The organism is Achromobacter sp. 18P8.1.1, assembly GCF_057799415.1.
This window is the reverse complement of sequence record NZ_JBYOKH010000024.1, coordinates 44,031-62,164: the sequence shown is the minus strand read 5'-3', so window position 1 is coordinate 62,164 and position 18,134 is coordinate 44,031. Positions and strand designations below refer to the sequence as shown.

Here is an 18,134-nt window from a genome sequence, read left to right as displayed (position 1 = left end):
GCGACGCAAATGCCATAGCGGGCGGTACACTGCGTCCAGATCATTTCACCGAGACCGTGATGGCAGGCAGACCCAGAGAATTCGACCGCGACCTAGCGCTTCAGCAAGCCATGCTGGCGTTCTGGAAACAGGGGTATGAAGGCACGTCGATGGCGGATCTGGTGGCGGCGACGGGCCTGGCCTCGGCGCGGCTTTATGCGGCCTTCGGATCCAAGCAGGACCTGTTCCGCGAAGCCGTGGCGCGGTATGAAGCGGGCGACGGCGCGTTTGCGGAAAAAGCGCTCGAGGCCACCGACGGCGTACGCGACGCCATCGAGAAACTGCTGACCGACGCGGTGCTGACCTACACCCGGCGCGGCCGGCCGCAGGGCTGCATGGTGGTCAGCGCCGCCACCAACTACGCGGCCGAAAACGAAGATGTCATGGCATGGCTCACCACGCATCGCAAGGCGCGTACGCAAGGCATCATCGACCGGCTTGAATCCGCCGTGCAAAGCGGCGAACTCAAACCCGGCACGGACGTGCAGGCGTTGGGCGACTACTACGCCGTCGTGCTGCACGGCCTGTCGGTGCAGGCGCGCGACGGCGTGGGCAAAGCGCGCCTGCTGGCAATGATCCCGCCGGCGCTGGGCGCGCTGGATGCGGTGTTGCGCCAGGGGCCGTCCCGGCCCTAGCGCGCACCGATTTCAGTTTTCGGCCGTGATGTGGCCGTCGGCCACGACCTTGGCGAATACCGCCGTCTGCGCCTTGATGAAGGCGCGGAATTCTTCCTGGCTCATGGGCTGCACTTCTCCACCCAGCTCGCGGATGCTGGCCACGAACTTCTCGTCGCGCAAGGCGCGCCCGATGGCGGCCGCGAGCTTTTGCTGGACATCGGCCGGCGTGCCCGCCGCCACGAATACGCCAAACCAGTTCTCCAGCGCGTAGTCCTTTAACGGCGCGTATTCCGCCACGGCGGGAATATCCGGCGCGAACGAGGCGCGCGTGGCCGACGTAACCGCCAGTGGCTTGACCTTGCCGCTCTTGATGAAGGGCAATGCGCCCGCGAGGCTGACGAAGGTCAGGTCCACGCTGCCCGCCGCCACGTCCACCAACTGCGCGGACGCCCCCTTGTACGGCACGTGCACCATCTTGATTCCCGCCAGCGACTGCAGCAGCTCGCCGTTCAGATGCTGCGGATTGCCCACACCGCTGGTCGCGTAGGTCAGCTTGTCCGGGTGCGCCCGGCCGTAGGCCACCAGTTGCTCCACATTGCTGACCGGCAGCTTGGGGTTGGCGACCAGCACGTTCGGCACGCGGGCGACCAGCGCGATCGGCACCAGGTCCTTTTCCGGCTGATATTGCATCTTGCCCTTGAAGACCAGCGGGTTGATGGCGGTTTCGCCCGCCGACCCAAGCAGCATCGTCGACCCATCCGGCGCCGACCGCACCACCGTCTGCGCGCCCAGCATGCCGCTGGCGCCGGGCTTGTTTTCCACCACCACGCCCTGCGGCATTTCGCTGCGCAGGCGTTCGGCCAGCAGGCGGCCCATGCCGTCCACCCCGCCGCCGGCGGCAAACGGCACGATCAAGCTGACCGGCCGGCCGACGTCGGCGGCCTGGACGGAAGGGAGCGGCGCTAGGGCCGTGGCCGCCAGAGCGGCGGCGGCAAGCAATCGGATGGGGGGCATGGTCTGTCTCCTGATCGGCCTGACCGGATGGCGGCCGGGTTTTTACTTAATTGCATTTTATAGATGCAATATGCAAAACTGGCAGCTATGGAAAACACCAATGCCTTGCTGCGCCACGCCCGCTTCACGCTGAACGGGGCCGCCCATACCTGCGTGGACCTGCCCGCCACGTTCGGCGCCGACTATTTCCGCCTGCCCGTCGTGCTGCGCCTGCTATTGGAAAACGCGCTGCGCAACATGCAAGGCGACGAGCGCGACGCTGCCGTCAACGCCTTGTTCGGCTGGCTGGCGCACGGCACCAGCGAAGCCGAGATCGCCTTCCAGCCCGGCCGGGTGCTGATGCACGACACCACCAGCACGCCCGCGCTGGTGGACATCGCCGCGATGCGCGACGCGCTGGCCGAGGCCGGCGTGGACCCGGCCGTGCTGAACCCGGTGTTGCCGGTGGACGTGTCGGTGGACCATTCGCTGGCCGTCGAGGCCTATGCGCAACCTGATGCCGCCACGCGCAACCTGGACCTGGAATTGCGGCGCAACGCCGAGCGCTATCGCTTCCTGCGCTGGGCGTCCAAGGCGCTGTCGAACGTGCGCATCCATCCGCCCGGCACCGGCATCATGCATACGATCAACCTGGAGCAATTGGCCACCGTGGTCTGCCAAGGCGACGACGGCGCCCTGCATCCCGACATGATGATCGGCACCGACAGCCACACGCCGATGATCAACGGCATCGGCGTTCTGGGCTGGGGCGTCGGCGGCCTGGAGGCGCAGACGGTGATGTTCGGCATGCCCACCCTGCTGCGCATACCGGACGTGATCGGCGTGCGCCTGACGGGCGCGTTGGCGGCGGGCGTCACCGCCACCGACCTGGCGTTGACCGTGACACAGCGGCTGCGCGCCATCGAGGTCTCGGGCGAGTTCGTGGAATTCTTCGGGCCAGGCGTCAGCACGCTGTCGGCCGGCAGCCGATGCGTGGTGGCGAACATGGCGCCCGAGTACGGCGCCACCACCGGCTACTTTCCGATTGACGGCGAAACGCTTGCCTATCTGCGCCAGACGGGCCGCCCGGAGGCCCACATCGCACGCGTCGCCGCCTATGCCGAACGCGCCGGCATCGCACTGGATCCCGAGGCCTCGCCGCGCTATACCCGCGTGATCGAGATCGCGCTGGACCGCGTGCAGATGCACGTGGCCGGCCCCAAGCGGCCGCAGGACCTGCACCCCTACGGCCAGACCCGCGCCCTGCTGTCGGCGCTGGACTTCACTCCGGCGGCGAGTGCCGACGGCGGCCTGCCCCGCCATCCCGTCGCTATCGCCGCCATCACCAGTTGCACCAATACGTCGGATCCCCGCCTGTTGATGGCGGCCGGGCTCCTGGCCCGCAAGGCGCGCCGGGCGGGCCTGCGCGTGCCGTCCTGGGTCAAGACGTCGCTCGGCCCCGGCTCGCCCGCCGCGGCCGATTACCTGGCCCGCGCCGGACTGCTGGACGATCTGGCCGCGGTCGGCTTCGACATCGTGGGCTACGGTTGCACCACCTGCATCGGCAACTCCGGCGCCCTGCCCGCCGCGGTCCAGGGCGCCATGGCGGCCGGCGCCATCCACCCGGTGGCGGTGCTGTCGGGCAACCGTAATTTCACTGGACGCATCCATCCCGACCTGGACCTGGGCTTTCTGATGTCGCCCCCGCTCGTCATCGCCTTCGCGCTGGCCGGGGACGCCGAACGCGATCTCAGCCAGGAATCGGTGCAGACAACGGCCGATGGCCGGGCCGTGCACCTGCGCGACCTGTGGCCGGACGAGGCCGAGATCGACGCCGCGCTGGCCCAAGGCTTGCGGCCCGACGACTTCCGCGCGGCCTTCAAGATCGCCAGCGCCAACCCGGCCTGGCAGGCCCTGCAATCACCGGATACCCCGCGCTTTCCGTGGGATCCCGCCTCCACCGCGCTGCGGCGTCCGCCGTTCGCCTCGATGCAGGCGGCCGGCCAATTGGGCCGCTACGCCGCGCATCCGCTGCTGGTGCTGGGCGACGACGTGACGACCGACCACCTGTCGCCCGCCAGCGCCATTCCGTCGGACAGCCTGATTGCGGACTTCCTCGCGGCGCGCGGCGACGACCGCAATGACCTGAACGTGTTCGCGTCGCGGCGAGGTAATTGGGAAGTGATGATGCGCGCGGCCTTCTACAGCAAGAGCCTGAAGAACCTGCTCTGTCCGGACGCGCCCGTGGGCCACACGCGGCATGCGGGCAGCGGCCGCGTGGAACCGATCTGGGAAGCCGCCGAACACTACCGCCAGGAACAGCAGCCGGTGGTGCTGCTGGCCGGCGCACGCTTCGGCACCGGTTCGTCACGCGACTGGGCGGCCAAAGGGCAGCGCCTCTTGGGCATCCGCGCCGTCCTGGCCGTCAGCTTCGAGCGGATCCATCGGTCCAATCTGATCGGTATGGGCATACTGCCCCTGCGCCTGCCCGAAGGCGTCACGCCCGCCACGCTGGGCGTGCAGTCCGGCGACCGCATCGAGATCGACGCACCGGCGGACACACTGGCACCGCGCATCGCCGTGCCGGTGCGTATCCTGCGGGCGGACGGCCGCGTCGACGCGCTGACCGCCACCGCCGCCGTCGAGACCCAGCTGGAGGTGCGTTTGTTGCGGATGGGAGGCGTCATTCCCGCTATCCTATCGGATACCCTCCAGCCCTCCTCGCCCCCATGAGCGCGCAAACCAATACCGTCACGAAAATCCTGGACCTGATCCGGCAGGACCGCCTGCCCGGCGGCTCGCACCTGACCGCGCAGAAGCTCGCCGACCGGCTGCGGCTGTCGCGGTCTCCGGTCAACGACGCCCTGGGCGTGCTGGAGCAGCACGGCATCGTGGCGCGCAAGCCCAACCGCGGCTACTTCCTGCAGCAGGACTTCGACGCCCTGCCCGAGGCGCACGCCGGCCTGGCGCCGCCGTCCGCCGACGACATCGTGACGCAAAGCTATTTCAAACTGGCCGACGAGCTGCTGCGAGGCGAATTGCCCATGCAATGCAGCGAGGCCCAGTTGCGCGTGCGCTACGCGCTGACCAACGCGCAGACGCAGGCGTTGCTGGCACGCGTGTCGCAAGAAGGCTGGGCGCAGCGGCGGCCCGGCTACGGCTGGGAATTCTCGTCCATGATGACCACGCCCGACAGCCTGCTGCAGTCGTACCGGCTGCGTCTGGCGCTGGAACCGGCGGCCTTGCTGGAGCCGTCTTTCCGTATCGAAAGGGCCGTGATCGAACGATGCCGCGCGGCGGAAAAACATCTGCTGGACGGCGGCATCACCACCGACACCGCCGACCAGTTGCACGAACGCGGCGTGCGGTTTCACGAGTCGCTGGTGGAAGCGTCCGGCAACCCGTTTTTCATCGACACGATCAAGCGCGTCAACCGGGTCCGCCGGCTGTTGTCGTACCGGTCCATGCAGGACCGCAGCCGCTACCAGCAGCATTGCGACCAGCACCTGGCCATCCTTGACCTGCTGGAGCGCGAACGCAATGAAGACGCCGCTGCCGCCCTGTCCAGCCATCTGCGCAGCACGCTGGACAACCTGGCCCGCATCAGCGGCATTTTGACTTCCTAGGCCGGGCGCTTGGCGCGCATGGCCGCTTTCTTTTCAAGCCGAGGATCGTTCCATGCACGTCTACATCGGTTCCCGCACCACGCGGGAACGCCATGCCCGTGGCGAAGGCATCAGCGTTTTCGATTACGCCCAGGACAACGGCACGCTGACCTTGACGCAAGTCGTCGGCGGCCTGGTCAACCCCTCTTATCTCCTGCCGCATCCGGCGCTGCCCGTGCTGTACACGGTGCATGGCGACAGCCATGAAGTCAGCGCCCTGCGCCGAGATCCGCGCACCGGCGCGTTGACGCCCTGGCGGCAACAAGGCTGCGACGGCCGCAACCCCGTGCATCTGGCGCTGGGCCCGTCGGGCCGCTACCTGATGGTGTCCAACCACCTGACGGGCACGCTGGCCGTGCTGCCCGTGGACGGCGACGGCGCGCTGGCGCCTGTGGCCCAGACCGTACCCATGTCCGGCGAACCGGGCCCGCACCGCAAGGAACAGCCCTTCGCCAAACCGCACTACAACCTGGTGGATCCATCGGGCCGCTACGTGGTGGTGCCGGACAAAGGCCTGGACCGCGTGTTCCTCTACGCCCTGGAGGATGGCGGAATCAGCGCCGAACCGGCAAGCGTCGCCGACACGCGCGAAGGCGCTGGCCCCCGGCACGCGGCCTTCCACCCCGCCGGCCGCTGGCTCTACGTCGTCAATGAACTGGACAACACGGTGGCCGCCTACACGCTGGCCGCTGGCGCGTTGCAGCCGTTCCAGGTGCTGCCCACGCTGCCCGACACCTATACCGGCAACAGCCGCGCCGCCGGCATTTCGCTGGATGCGCACGGCTGCCACCTGTACGTGTCGAACCGGGGCGACGACAGCATCGCCGTGTTCCGCATCGACCCGGTCAACGGCCGTCTGACGCCCGTGCAGCATGCCCCCTCGGGCGGCAAGACGCCGCGCTTTTTCACGCTGTCTCCCGACGGCCGCTTCCTGTTCGCGCTGAACGAAGACAGTGACACGCTGGTGCGTTTTCGCGTGAACGCGCCCGACGGCGCCCTGACGCGCGACGGCTACGAGCTGCGCGTGGGCAGCCCCGTGTGCATGGTGTTCGCCCGCCGCCGCACCTGATGGCCGGGCGGCGGGCAGCCGGCGATCAGAAGTCCATCGACGCCGACAGCATCAGCGTGCGCGGCACGCCCTGCGACACCGTGCCGTAAGACGCCACCCCCGACCAGTACGCGCGATTGGTCACGTTGACGACGTTGGCGCGGAACGTGACGTCCTTGCCCTGGATCTTCGTGGCATAGCGCGCGCCCAGGTCGAACGTCGTCCACGACGGCACCGACTGCGTATTGGCCTGGTTCACGTATTCGCGGCCCGTGTACATCATGCCGCCGGTCAGCGTCAGGCCCGCCACCCACGGCGTATCCCATTCCGCACTGAGGTTGGCCGAGAACTTCGGCACGCCCACCGGCTGGTTGCCGACGGTCGCCGCATTGTTGGTGCGCGTCAGCTCGGCGTTCAGGTAAGTGACGCCGCCCAACAGGCGCAGCCCGCGCACGGGTTCGCCGGACAGGTTCAGTTCCAGGCCGCGGTTGCGCTGTTCGCTGTCGGCGCCGTACACGCCATTGGTCAGTTGGCCGCTGGGTTTCGTGATCTCGAACGCGCTGAACGTCAGCATCGCGTCGTCCAGGTCTACCTTCACGCCCACTTCCTTCTGCTTGGCCTTGTAGGGCTTGAACACCTGGCCCGCGTTGGACGCGGTGGCCGGCGCCACATCGCCCTTGCTCAGGCCTTCGATGTAGTTCGCGTACAGCGACACGTTGTTCCAGGGCTTGATGACGAGACCGGCCAGCGGCGTGGTCGCGCTTTCGTCATAACTGACGGTGCGCACGCCGGTCGTGGCGTTGAAGTTGCGCGATTCGATGCGTTGCTGGCGCACGCCCAGCGTCAGCTGCGCGCGCTCGTCCAGGATGCTCATCGTGTCGGCCAGCGCCAGGCCGGACAGGTCCGACGACGACACTTTGGGCACGTTGCCCGGCGCCGGGATGTTCTGCTCGGGGCGCGTGATCGGGTGGTAGATGTTGGACGTCAGCGGCGTACCGGACACGCTGGCCTGCAGGTTGCGGTCGCTGTAGAGCGAGCCCATGAAGCTGACGGCATGGCGCACCGGGCCGGTATCGAGCTTGGCGCGCAGCCCCGCGTTGTACGTGCTGCGCTCCACCTTGAAGCGGAAGTTGTTGGGCGTGACCAGCGTGTCGCCGGCGCTGTTGATGATAGTGGGCGTCTGGTCCGACAGGCGCGACACATCGGTATCCGATCCGCCCGCGTCGGCGAATACCGTCAGGCGGTCGCTGACGTCGTACTCCACCCGCAGCAACGCCGACTGGCCATCCGACTTCCACCATCCCCAGGGCTGCGTCGCATTGCGGCGGCCATCGGCCGCGCGCGGCACGTCGATGCCGGAGGCAATCAGGAACGGACGCGTCGGCGCGTCGACTTTTTCGTTCTGGGTCAGCAGGTCCAGCGATGCGCGCAGGCGCTCGCCCTGATAGTCCAGCGACAGGGCGCCGATGTCGGTGCGTGAATACAGGTTGTCCAGCGGCGTGTCACCCTGGCGATGCATGCCGTTGACGCGCACGCCCCATTCGCCGTCGTTGCCGAAGCGGCGGCTCAGGTCCACCCGGGCACCGAATTGCGAGTCGCCCACGTAGTCAGCGGACACGCGCGTCAGGTCCTGCGGCAGCGAGCGCTTGGGCACCATGTTGATCACCCCGCCCACCCCGCTGTTGGGCGACATGCCGTACAGCAAGGCTGCAGGCCCCTTCAGCACTTCAACGCGCTCGATGTAATCGGTGAAGACGTGATAGTTGGGCGCCACGCCGTAGACGCCGTCGAACGCGATCTCGCCCAGGTTGCCTTCGCCGATGGGGAATCCACGGATGTAGAAGGAGTCCGTCACGCCGCCGATCTGGCCCGTGAAGCGCACCGAGGGCTCGGCATTCAGCGCGTCCGCCAAGGTGACGGCCTGGCGGTTGGTCAGCAGCTCCGAGGTGTAGCTCGTGACGTTGAACGGCGTATCCATCACGTCGCGATTGCCCAGCAGCCCCAGGCGGCCGCCGCGGGCCACCTGGCCGCCGGCGAATTCGGCCGGCAAGGCCGACGCGCTGACACCCGACCCGGCGACCGTGATGCTGGGCAGCAGCGTCGCGGCCTCGCCCTCGCCTTGCGGCAGCTTGCGCAGGGAATAGGCGCCCGCCCCCTGTTCGGCCAGGGCATAACCCGATCCGCTCAACAAGCGCGCAAACCCTTCCCGCACCGTGTAGGCGCCCGTCAGGCCTTCGCTTTGCCGGCCCGCCACCAGCGCCGGATCAAACGACAGCGGCACCCCCGCCGCCGCCGCGAATTGGGCCAGCACGTCGCCCAGCGGGCCGCCGGCGATCGCGTAGGACTTGCGCGCGGCCGACGTACCTGGGCCTGCGGCATCAGCAGCGGCGGCAGGCGTGGGCGCCCCCGCCACGGCCAGCAGCATCAACCCCATGCCGGCGGCCTGCAGCATCGCCGCCAGCGGCGACAGGACGGCCTGGCTGCGGGGCAGGCGTGACGAACGGGAGATTCGGGAAACCATGAAACGATCCTTCGTAGGGGACTGGGTGACGCTCGCATGTCGCGACGATTCACCCGGTACACCGGACGAAGCGGAAAAAAGTGTCAACGGATCGGCGATTAGTTTGTAACAGCCGCGCGGGGCGCGACCGTGACCCAGAACGGCGTCACCCGGCTGATCCGCACGGGTAAGGTCTTTTCGAGCAGGCGCAGGCTGCCGTCGGTATCGGCCAGCGGGAAGGCGCCCGAAACCCTTAGCCCGGCCACCGCGGGGTCGCAGCGCAGGACGCCCCGCCGATAACGCGCCAGTTCGTCCACCAGGTCGGCCAGCCGCCAGTTGCGCACGGCCAGCATGCCCTGCTCCCACGACGCGGATTCCGCCTCGGCCGTGGCCAGGGGTTCGACCTCGTGGGCGTTGAACACCGTCTGCTGGCCTGCCGGCACCACCACGGCTGCCGCGCCGGCATCTCGCGGCTGGATTTCCACCGACCCGTCGAACACCGCGACGCGGATGCTGGCGCTTTCATCGCGCACCATGAAACGCGTGCCCAACGCGCGGATCGTGCCTTGCGACGTCCGCACGATGAAGGGGCGATGGACGGGAGACGGGTCGCGGCCGGTGGTCAGCAGGATTTCGCCCGCGCGCAGCCACAGCACACGTTGTTCGGGGGTGTAGAGGATGTCGACGGCGCTGGCCGTGTTCAGCACCAGGCGGGTGCCGTCGGCCAGTTCCAGGTGACGCTGCTCGCCCGTAGCGGTGCGCACGTCCGCCGCCCATTCGCGCCACGGCAACGTGCGCCAACCGGCCCAGGCCGCCGGCCCCAGCACCAGCAAGGCGCCCAACGCGCGGATGGCCTGCCGGCGGCCCGGACGGTCCAGACGGCGCAGGGTGTCGCGCCCGATGGCGGGCGGCACCTGGCCGAACCCCCGCAGCATGTCCTCCACCCGCTGCCACGCCGCGCCATGCGCGGCGCTGCGGGCCAGCCAACGGTCGAACGCGGCGCGGTCAGCGGCGGAAAGCGTTTCGGATTGGAAGCGCACCAGCCAGCCGGCCGCCTCTTCCAGAATCGCGGGGTCGATCACCGCACTCATGCCGCGTGGACCTGATAAGCGACGAGGCAGGCGGTCAGCGCCTTCTGCATGTGCCGCTTGACGGTCGCCAGCGACACGCGCTGCGCCTGTGCAATATCGGCGTACGCCATGCCGTCGAACTGCGACAGCAGAAAGATCTCGCGCGTCTTGGCCGGCAAGGTCCGCAAGGTGGCGTCGATGACGTGCAGCGTTTCCAGGATCAGCGCCCGCATTTCGGGTGAGGGCACTTCCGGTGCGGGCAAGTGCGCCACCGCCGCCAGATAAGCATCTTCCACCGCGCGCCGACGCCAATGGTCCACCACCAGCCCCTTGGCGATGTGCGTCAGCAGCGCGCGGGGCTCGGCGCCCACGCCGTCCTTGCGGCGGCCGCTCATCAGGCGCACGAAGGTGTCGTGGGCCAAATCCGCGGCGTCGAACGAGTTCCCCAGCTTCTTGCGCAGCCATATCGACAGCCAGCCGTGATGGTCACGATAGAGCTTCGTGACGGTATCGGCGGGCAGCAGATCGGACGGAGGCAAGGCGCACCTCTAGGTAGCATGTAAATGGGAACGATTTCTATTTTATCTTATCCCGGACCCGGTTCCACCCCCCCTGCTGCGCGCCCCCTGTCGGATAAAATCAATCACCCTCGGCCACCGTCGCAATTACCATGCAATTTGACTCCTCCACGCCCTCGTTCCTTGCCGGCTGCGGCGAGATGGGCTTGCGGGTTTCCACCTTCGACTGGGCCGCCACGCCGCTCGGGCCGATCACGGCCTGGCCCAGCGCCTTGCGCGTCGCCGCCGGCATGGTGCTGTCGTCCCGGTTCCCCTGCTGCCTGGTCTGGGGCAAGGAACTGATCACGCTGTACAACGACGCCTTCACGCCGATCCTGGGCACCAAGCCCGATGCGCTGGGCCGTCCGTTCAGTGACATCTGGAGCGAAGCCTGGCCGATGATCGGCCCCATCGCCGACCGCGCGTTCGCCGGCGAAGCCACCTTCATCGAAGACTTTCCCTTGGAGATCCTGCGGTCGGGCCAGTCCGAAGACGCCACCTTCACCTTCTGCTACAGCCCGGTGCGCGACGAGCACGGCGTAGTGGTCGGCATCATGGACACCGTCATTGAAACCACCTCGCGGGTCAACGCCGAACGGGCCCAGGCCGAGGCGCTGCTACAGGCGGAAGACACGTTGCGCCAAAGCCAGAAGATGGAAGCCGTGGGGCAGCTGGCCGGCGGCCTGGCCCATGATTTCAACAACCTGCTGATGGGGATTTCCGGCAGCCTGGAATTGCTGGGCATGCGGCTGGCCCAGCAACGGCACAACGACCTGGAGCGCCACATCGAGGTTGCCCAAAGCGGCGCCCGGAGGGCGGCCGCGTTGACCCATCGCCTGCTGGCTTTTTCCCGCCGCCAGCCCCAAGACGCCAAAGCCACCGACATCAATCGGCTGGTCACCGGCATGGAAGACCTGATCCGGCGCAGCATCGGGTCGCGCATCACCCTGGACCTGGCCTGCGAGCCCGGCCTGTGGCCCGCCTGGGTCGATACCCATCAACTGGAGAACGCCCTCCTCAACCTGTGCCTGAATGCGCGCGATGCGATGCCGGGACAAGGCACGCTGGGGGTCTCGACGCGCAACGTCACGCTGGACGCCGCGCAGGCGGGCAGGCGCGGACTGGCGCCGGGCGACTACCTGCGGCTGCGCGTCACGGACACGGGCTGCGGGATGGCGGCGGATACGGTGCAGCGCATCTTCGAACCCTTCTTCACGACCAAGGCGGCGGGCGTGGGAACGGGGCTGGGCCTGTCGATGCTGTACAGCTTCGTGCGGCAGTCCCAGGGCCAGGTGCAGGTCCACTCGCGCCTGGGGCTAGGCACGGCAATGACGCTGTACTTCCCCCGCCACCAGGGCGCAATGGCGTCGCTGGAACAGGCTGCCCTCAAAGCGCCCCCGGCCGCGGCGCACGGGGAAACCATCCTGATCGCGGAAGACGACCCTTCCGTCCTGGCGGTGGCCGCCGAATCCCTGAAAGAGCTGGGCTACACCGTGGCCGAGGCGGCCGACGGCGCCGCGGCCTTGCGCCGCCTGGCCTCGCCCGAACCGCTAGACCTGCTGATCTGCGACCTGGGACTGCCTGGCGGCATCAGCGGCCATCAAGTCGCCGACGCGGCGCGCCGCTTGCGTCCCGGGCTGAAAGTGCTGCTGATGACGGGTTCGGGCCTGAGCGGCGTCGCCGCGTCCGCCGAAGAACCCGCCCTGCCCGTCCTGCCCAAACCCTTTGCGCTGGAAGACCTGGCAAGCCAAGTCCATGCGTTGATGCGCGGCTAAGCCGCGCAGGCCCTTATAGCTTGGGCGCGTAGCGCACCGTCAACATCACATTGCGCGGCTCGCCGTAGTAGTTGTTGCCGGACACCGTGTTGTAGGAAGGCACGTAGTACTTCTTGTCGAACACGTTGTTCAGGTTCAAGGCGAAGCTCAGCTCCGACGTGGCCTGGTACCCGACGCGCGCGTTCCAGACGGTGAACCCGGCCAGCTTGAACTCGCGGTCCGAACTGATCGTGTCGGTCTGCGTGTTCACGCCCGCACCCACGCTGACGCGGTTCATCATGCCCGGCAGCTTGTAGTTGGCCCACAGGCGCAGCATGTGCTTGGGCGTCCAGGTATTGAAGACCGCGCCCTGATTGTCGGGGTCCGACAGGTACTTGGTGGTGTTGTAGGTGTAGCCGGCGTACAGCTCCAGGCCCTTGACCACTTCGCCCGAGATCTCGGCTTCCAGGCCCTGGCTGCGCACCTTGCCTGACGCGCGCGAGCAATACCAGCCATCGCACGCGAAACCGGCATCGTAGTCGTTGACCGCGCGGTTCTTGTGGTCGTAGCGGAACACCGCAACGGACGTGTTGATGCGGCCGTCCATCAGTTCGCCCTTCACGCCCACTTCGTAGTTGTTGCCTTCGATGGGCTTGAGCAGGCTGCCGTCCAGGCTGCGTTCGGTCTGGGGTTCGAACACGGTGGTGTAGCTGGTGTAGGCAGACCAGTTGTCGGTCAGCGAATAGACCAGGCCGACGTAGGGGATGAACTTGCCCGACGTCGTCGACGTGGTGGTGGTGCCGCCGCTGGAATAGCCGTAGTCGAACCAGCCGACGCGGCCGCCGCCTATCAGCGCCAGCGACTCGATGGGTTTGACGCGCCACGTGCCGTAGAGGCCTTTCTGGCGGATATCGTAGCTGCTGCGCGAGTCATAGCCGCTAGTCGCGGCGATGCTGTCGATGTCCTGCCACGGGCGATGGTGATCGATGTCGAACACATTGCCGCCGGACTCCCAGGCGCGCGTGAAACGATCGGCCGTGGTCAGCTTGGAATAGCTGGCGCCCACCACCACTTCCTGCTCCATACCCAGCGCGGTGAAGTTGCCGTTGACCGACATGTCCAGCCCGCGCTGCTTGCTCTTGAAGTCCACGCCGAAATTGCCGTAGTCCAGCCCGCTTCCGTCCGGCAGGATCGGGCCGACCGCGCGTTGGTGCACGGTGGTGTTCTTCTCGTTCATGGCGACTCCCGCCAGCCGGAATCGCCACGCGTCGTTGAAGCGGTGGGTCACGTCGGCATTGAAGATGGTCTGATCGTTCTTCGCTCGATTCCACGTGGACCCGGTAAACGTCGAGCGCGGCAGATCGATGTCGCCGCCGCCCTCGTAGCGGGGATAGCCCACGAGCATCGGCCGCGAACGGCTGTAGCGGTTGCTGATGCCGATGCCCACCGTGGTGTTCTCGGTAACGTCGTAGTCCAGGGCGGCATACAGGTTGCGCGTCTTGTCCCACACGTAGTCGATGGCGGAATGGCTCTGGTCTTCATCCACCACCACGCGGCCGCGCAAGGTGCCCGCCGCGTTCAAGGGGCCGCCGGCGTCCAGCTGCAGGCCATAGTGGTCCCACGACCCGGCCTTGCCGGTGATGACCACCGACGGCTCCGCCCCGCCACGCTTGCGCACCAGGTTGATCGCGCCGCCCGGGCTGCCCGCCCCTTGCAGCAGGCCCGCCGCCCCGCGCAGGATTTCCACGCGGTCGTAGAACACCAGCGAATCCTGCTCCCAGTTGCCCAGGCTGTAGCTGTTGCGCAGCAACGCCACGCCGTCGTACTGCAGCAAATCCACCGGGAAGCCCCGGGCGTTGATTGCCACGCCCGGCCCCACGCCCTGCACGCCCACCATGCCGGCCGTATTGTTGATGGCGTCGGGCAGGCTCGTCATGTCCTGGTCATCCATGCGCTGGCGGGTCAGCACGGTGATGGATTGCGGGATGTCCTTTAAGGCCTGGGTGGTCTTGCCGATGGTGACGGCGGGCGACGTGTACGACGCCGTGCCATCCGTGGTGGCGTTGTAGCTGCCCGTCACGGTCACGGGCGCAAGCGTGGCGGCCTGTCCCGGCGCGGCGGCTTGCCGCAAGCGGAACCCGCCCTCGGGCCGCGCCACCGCCTGCAAGCCCGTGCCCGCCAGCAACCGCTCAAGCGCCGCGTCCACCGCGTACGTGCCCGTCACCCCATCCGTCCGGGCGCTGGCCGTCAACGCGGGATCGGAGGCCACCATGACGCCGGCCTGCACCCCAAACGCCCCCAGCGCCGCGCTGAGCGGGCCTGCCGGAATGCTGAACGCCACTGCCCGCTGGCCGGTCGTCGCCTGGGCGTACACAGCCGAGGGCCACGGCGCGGCAAGCATGACGGCGGGCAGCGCAAGGCGCAGCGCGGCGCTCAGACGGGTGCGAGGCAAAGTGAAGCGGGCAAGGACCGCGGCGCGGGCAGGACGAGAAGACATGAAAGGATTCCCTGGCTCTTGAAGGATGGCGCAGCCCGGGCGGGGGATCGTCCGGGCTGCTTTCCTTACATGAAGCGCGAGGTCGGGATTTACGCCGTTGCGGTTACAAATTAAATGAGAAGGGTTCCGGTTCCCCGCTCAGGCCAGCCCCACCGTGACCCAATAACGGGTGTAGTGGCGCACCCGCACGGGCAGCACTTCCTGCAGCATGGCCAGTACCTTGTCGCTATCGGCCAGCGGGAACGCGCCCACCACCCGCAAGGCGCCCGCCTCATCGGAACAGCTCAAGACGCCGGGACGATAGCGCCCCAGTTCGCGCAGGAAATCCGACAGGGGCAGTTCATCGGCGATCAGCATCCCGGTCAGCCAGGCGGACGTCGCAGGTTCAAGCGGACCGGAAACAAAGCCGCCCCCGGCCGAATAGTCGGCCTGTTCGCCGGCCGCCACGCGGCGCGGCGCGTCGGCGGGGTCCAGGCCCCGCACATCCACCGCGCCCTCCAAGACGGCCACCCGCAAGCTGCGGCCCCCATCCAGGTCGCGCACCAGGAAGCGCGTGCCCACCGGCGTCAGTACGCCGCTGCGGGTGCGCACGGTAAAGGGCCGGCCTTGCTTGTCCTGCGCGGTGGTCACCAGGATCTCGCCTTCCAGCAGCACCAATTCCCGCTGGCTGGCGGTATAGCGCAAGTCGACGGCGCTGCCGGTGTTCAGTTCCAGCAGCGTGCCGTCCGGCAGGGTCAGCGCCCGGCGTTCGCCGGTGCCGGTGCGCAGGTCGGCGGTCAGGCGGCGGATCGCACCGCGTTCGCCCACCGCCCACGCCCCCAGGCCCAGTCCGGCGGCCGACACCATCCAGCGGATCGCATTGCGGCGCGACTGGATCAGCGGCGCCTGCCGCAAGGTGCGCGCGGCCACGCCGTTGCCAGCCTCGGCCACGCCCAGGGCGACATCGCGCGTCAGCGCGCTCATGCGCTGCCAGGCCAGTTCATGCGCAGGCTGCGCCTGGCGCCAGCGTTCGAAGCCCGCGCGGTCGGCATCCGTCGCGTCCTCGCGCAGGCGCGCCCACCAGTCGGCGGCCTGGCGAATGACCTTGGGGTCGATCCGCCCGGCGTCCGGGGCATGCGGGCGCAGCAGTTTGGCGCTGTCCATCAGGCCGCGGCTCACCCGTAAACAGCCGTGTAGCAATGCACCAGCGCCCGGGCCAGCGACTTCTGCACCGCGTTGGGCGTGAGGCCCAGTTGCTGGCCGATCTCGGCGTAGGACAGGCCGTCGATCTGCGCCATCAAGAAGATGCGGCGGCTTGCCATGGGCAGGCTGTCCAGCAATTCGCAAACCTGTTCCAGCGCTTCCAGGATCAAGGCGCGCGCCTCCACCGACGGCTCTACCGCCACCGGCTGCAACGCCAGCGATTCGGCATAGGCCGTCTCCAGCGCCGCCCGCCGCGCACGGCCGATCAGTAGCCGCGTGGCGATCGTGCGCAGGTAAGCGCGCGGTTCGCTAAGCGGCTCGCGCACGTTGGCCCGGATCAGTCGTTCAAAGGTGTCGTGCGCCACGTCGGCCGCATCGGACGCATTGCCCAGCTTGCGCTGCAGCATGCCCCGCAACCATTGGTGATGGGCCAGATAGACGGTTTGCACCTCGGCGCGAGGGGCGAATGAAGAGGAAGGCATGACGTTGCGCCCCGGCGTCGCCGCCAGATGTCCACACACAATGAAAATGATTCGCAATTATAATTATCTTCGATCCGTTTACAAGAACCACGAATTCGTATTGGGGGAGCAGCATGAGGAGCGACTGCATTGCGGCGGGCACCGGGCCTGACAATGACATGAATCGCCTCTATCGCGATAACCACCGCTGGCTGCTGGACCTGTTGCGCCGCAAGCTCGGCGGCGACGCGGACAATGCCGCCGACCTGGCGCACGATGTGTTCGAACGCATTCTTTGCGCAGGCGCCATCGCCAGCGTGCGCGAGCCTCGCGCTTACCTGACCACCGTGGCCTCGCGGCTGACGGCCAACTATTACCGCCGCCTGGCGCTGGAACGCAGCTACCTGCAAGCGCTGGCCAGCCGCCCGGACGCCGTGCAACCGTCGGAAGAAGAGCGCGCCCTGGTGGTTGAAGCCTTGTCGGCAATATCGCGCGTCCTGGCGGACCTGCCCGCCCGCGCGCGCAGCGTTTTCCTGATGGCCCAACTGGAAGGCATGAGCTACCGCGAAATCGCCGACCGGATGAAGCTCACGCTGAACGTGGTGCAGAAAGACATGGTGAAGGCCATCGCCCATTGCTATCAGGCGGTCTACGCATGAGCGCCAGCGGTGGCGACCCGTCGTCCCTGTTCCAGCGCGAGCCGGGTGCGGCGCCGTTGCCGCCCGACGTGGTGCGGCAGGCGGCCACCCACCTCGTGCAATTGCAATCATCCCCTGGCGATCCCGGCGTGGCCGATGCCTGTACGCGCTGGCGGGCGGCCCACCCCCATCACGAAGCCGCCTGGCAGCGGGTGTGCGCGCTGCTCGCCATGCCCGGTGCGGCAACGAACCTGCAAGGGTCCGCCGCGCGCAGCGCCATCGAGCACGTCGCGCGCCAACGTGGCCGGCGCCGTTTCCTGGCGCTGGGCCTGACTGCCGGCGGCGCAGGCGCAATGGCCTGGTCGCTGGAAAGCGCACGCCCCTTGCGGGCGACCTTTGCCGACTACCGCAGCAGCACCGGCGAACGCCGGGAGATCGCGCTGGACGACGGCACGCTGCTGCTGATGAACACGGGCACCGCCCTCGATGTCCGGGACGAGGACGGACTGCGGCGCGTCATCCTGTTGGCGGGCGAGGTCATGGTGACGTCCGGCACGCAAGCGGGCCGGCGCACGCTGCGCGTGGATACCCGCTACGGCACCGTCTCCCCGGTCGGCACCCGCTTCAGCGTACGCGACACCGGTGAAGGCCATGCCCGCGTCGCGCTGTTCGAAGGGCTCGTGCGCCTGCAGCCGCGCAACGGCCAGGCCGTCTTGCTGGAGGCCGGCCAGGGCGCCGAACTGCATGACGACAGCGTGGCCTCGCCCGCCGGCTTGGACCTGTCGGCCGAATCCTGGACGCGCGGCGTGCTGATGGCCGAGCGCATGCCGCTTGCGCAGTGCCTGTCCGAACTGGCGCGCTACCGCCGCGGCATCGTGCGATGCGATCCGGACGTCGCCCAATTGCCGATCTCGGGCACGTACCCGCTGGACCGCACGGACCAGGCCTTGTCGCTGATCGGGCGGGTGCTGGACCTGCGGATCACGTACCGCACGCGCTACTGGGTCAGCGTGGGCCGGAAATAGCGCCTCGGCCCAGGTATTTTGTAACAGCCCGGCAGATTTCCAGGTCTCGCGTTTCATACGGGCAAGCCTGCCGCGATTGGCGGCATAG

14 protein-coding genes are annotated in these 18,134 nt (G+C 68.1%); 7 read left to right on the top strand and 7 right to left on the bottom strand.

All coding sequences use genetic code 11. The features are described 5' to 3' along the window. Positions 1–59: 59 nt before the first annotated feature. On the top strand, positions 60–674 hold the full coding sequence (locus AC27VE_RS16630) for a TetR/AcrR family transcriptional regulator (protein ID WP_088589627.1): 615 nt from the start codon (positions 60–62) through the stop codon (positions 672–674). A gap of 12 nt (positions 675–686) precedes the next feature. On the opposite strand, the gene AC27VE_RS16625 is transcribed toward AC27VE_RS16630, so the two are convergent. Next, complete coding sequence (locus tag AC27VE_RS16625) at positions 687–1,670, bottom strand: Bug family tripartite tricarboxylate transporter substrate binding protein (RefSeq protein ID WP_006222547.1); 984 nt, start codon at positions 1,668–1,670, stop codon at positions 687–689. Between the two features lie 87 nt (positions 1,671–1,757). Between AC27VE_RS16625 and AC27VE_RS16620 the strand changes: the two genes are divergently transcribed. The 3 genes from AC27VE_RS16620 to AC27VE_RS16610 are packed head-to-tail and all read left to right on the top strand — an operon-like array spanning position 1,758 to position 6,383. After that, positions 1,758–4,382, top strand: a complete 2,625-nt coding sequence (locus AC27VE_RS16620; protein WP_488704481.1) for an aconitate hydratase AcnA — start codon at positions 1,758–1,760, stop codon at positions 4,380–4,382. Further along, positions 4,379–5,275, top strand: coding sequence for a GntR family transcriptional regulator (locus tag AC27VE_RS16615; RefSeq protein WP_488704460.1), 897 nt, complete (start codon positions 4,379–4,381; stop codon positions 5,273–5,275). Before AC27VE_RS16620 ends, AC27VE_RS16615 begins: the two co-directional genes overlap by 4 nt. Before the next feature lie 52 nt (positions 5,276–5,327). Continuing rightward, a complete protein-coding gene (locus AC27VE_RS16610; protein WP_424625093.1) occupies positions 5,328–6,383 on the top strand; it encodes a lactonase family protein in 1,056 nt (351 codons plus the stop codon). Between the two features lie 25 nt (positions 6,384–6,408). Here AC27VE_RS16610 and AC27VE_RS16605 read toward each other — a convergent pair whose 3' ends face one another. From AC27VE_RS16605 to AC27VE_RS16595, 3 genes are all read right to left on the bottom strand, one after another. Beyond that, positions 6,409–8,883: a TonB-dependent siderophore receptor gene (locus tag AC27VE_RS16605; RefSeq protein ID WP_488704459.1), complete on the bottom strand. Its 2,475-nt coding sequence runs from the start codon at positions 8,881–8,883 to the stop codon at positions 6,409–6,411. A gap of 98 nt (positions 8,884–8,981) precedes the next feature. Then, positions 8,982–9,953, bottom strand: coding sequence for a FecR domain-containing protein (locus tag AC27VE_RS16600; protein ID WP_427961454.1), 972 nt, complete (start codon positions 9,951–9,953; stop codon positions 8,982–8,984). Then, entirely contained in the window at positions 9,950–10,471 is a 522-nt protein-coding gene (locus tag AC27VE_RS16595; RefSeq protein WP_488704458.1) for a sigma-70 family RNA polymerase sigma factor, read from the bottom strand. The genes AC27VE_RS16600 and AC27VE_RS16595 overlap by 4 nt, the downstream gene beginning before the upstream one ends. Before the next feature lie 131 nt (positions 10,472–10,602). Between AC27VE_RS16595 and AC27VE_RS16590 the strand changes: the two genes are divergently transcribed. Then, the gene (locus tag AC27VE_RS16590; RefSeq protein ID WP_488704457.1) at positions 10,603–12,264 is read left to right on the top strand and encodes an ATP-binding protein; all 1,662 of its coding nucleotides are present in this window, start codon (positions 10,603–10,605) and stop codon (positions 12,262–12,264) included. Positions 12,265–12,277: 13 nt separating this feature from the next. Here the strand turns inward: AC27VE_RS16590 and AC27VE_RS16585 are convergent, their stop codons facing one another. From AC27VE_RS16585 to AC27VE_RS16575, 3 genes are all read right to left on the bottom strand, one after another. Then, positions 12,278–14,740: a TonB-dependent siderophore receptor gene (locus AC27VE_RS16585; RefSeq protein ID WP_488704456.1), complete on the bottom strand. Its 2,463-nt coding sequence runs from the start codon at positions 14,738–14,740 to the stop codon at positions 12,278–12,280. Between the two features lie 138 nt (positions 14,741–14,878). After that, positions 14,879–15,883, bottom strand: a complete 1,005-nt coding sequence (locus AC27VE_RS16580; protein ID WP_488704455.1) for a FecR domain-containing protein — start codon at positions 15,881–15,883, stop codon at positions 14,879–14,881. A gap of 11 nt (positions 15,884–15,894) precedes the next feature. Then, complete coding sequence (locus tag AC27VE_RS16575) at positions 15,895–16,404, bottom strand: sigma-70 family RNA polymerase sigma factor (protein ID WP_006222537.1); 510 nt, start codon at positions 16,402–16,404, stop codon at positions 15,895–15,897. A 158-nt stretch (positions 16,405–16,562) separates the two neighbouring features. Between AC27VE_RS16575 and AC27VE_RS16570 the strand changes: the two genes are divergently transcribed. Both AC27VE_RS16570 and AC27VE_RS16565 read left to right on the top strand, forming a co-directional pair. Continuing rightward, on the top strand, positions 16,563–17,042 hold the full coding sequence (locus AC27VE_RS16570) for a sigma-70 family RNA polymerase sigma factor (RefSeq protein WP_427956005.1): 480 nt from the start codon (positions 16,563–16,565) through the stop codon (positions 17,040–17,042). After that, a complete protein-coding gene (locus AC27VE_RS16565) occupies positions 17,039–18,046 on the top strand; it encodes a FecR domain-containing protein (protein WP_488704454.1) in 1,008 nt (335 codons plus the stop codon). Before AC27VE_RS16570 ends, AC27VE_RS16565 begins: the two co-directional genes overlap by 4 nt. Positions 18,047–18,134 lie beyond the last annotated feature (88 nt).

Coding starts and splice junctions, on each gene's coding strand:
- AC27VE_RS16630 (WP_088589627.1), top strand. CDS start 60: ATGGCAGGCAGACCCAGAGAATTCGACCGCGACCTAGCGCTTCAGCAA.
- AC27VE_RS16625 (WP_006222547.1), bottom strand. CDS start 1,670: ATGCCCCCCATCCGATTGCTTGCCGCCGCCGCTCTGGCGGCCACGGCC.
- AC27VE_RS16620 (WP_488704481.1), top strand. CDS start 1,758: ATGGAAAACACCAATGCCTTGCTGCGCCACGCCCGCTTCACGCTGAAC.
- AC27VE_RS16615 (WP_488704460.1), top strand. CDS start 4,379: ATGAGCGCGCAAACCAATACCGTCACGAAAATCCTGGACCTGATCCGG.
- AC27VE_RS16610 (WP_424625093.1), top strand. CDS start 5,328: ATGCACGTCTACATCGGTTCCCGCACCACGCGGGAACGCCATGCCCGT.
- AC27VE_RS16605 (WP_488704459.1), bottom strand. CDS start 8,883: ATGGTTTCCCGAATCTCCCGTTCGTCACGCCTGCCCCGCAGCCAGGCC.
- AC27VE_RS16600 (WP_427961454.1), bottom strand. CDS start 9,953: ATGAGTGCGGTGATCGACCCCGCGATTCTGGAAGAGGCGGCCGGCTGG.
- AC27VE_RS16590 (WP_488704457.1), top strand. CDS start 10,603: ATGCAATTTGACTCCTCCACGCCCTCGTTCCTTGCCGGCTGCGGCGAG.
- AC27VE_RS16585 (WP_488704456.1), bottom strand. CDS start 14,740: ATGTCTTCTCGTCCTGCCCGCGCCGCGGTCCTTGCCCGCTTCACTTTG.
- AC27VE_RS16580 (WP_488704455.1), bottom strand. CDS start 15,883: ATGGACAGCGCCAAACTGCTGCGCCCGCATGCCCCGGACGCCGGGCGG.
- AC27VE_RS16575 (WP_006222537.1), bottom strand. CDS start 16,404: ATGCCTTCCTCTTCATTCGCCCCTCGCGCCGAGGTGCAAACCGTCTAT.
- AC27VE_RS16570 (WP_427956005.1), top strand. CDS start 16,563: ATGAATCGCCTCTATCGCGATAACCACCGCTGGCTGCTGGACCTGTTG.
- AC27VE_RS16565 (WP_488704454.1), top strand. CDS start 17,039: ATGAGCGCCAGCGGTGGCGACCCGTCGTCCCTGTTCCAGCGCGAGCCG.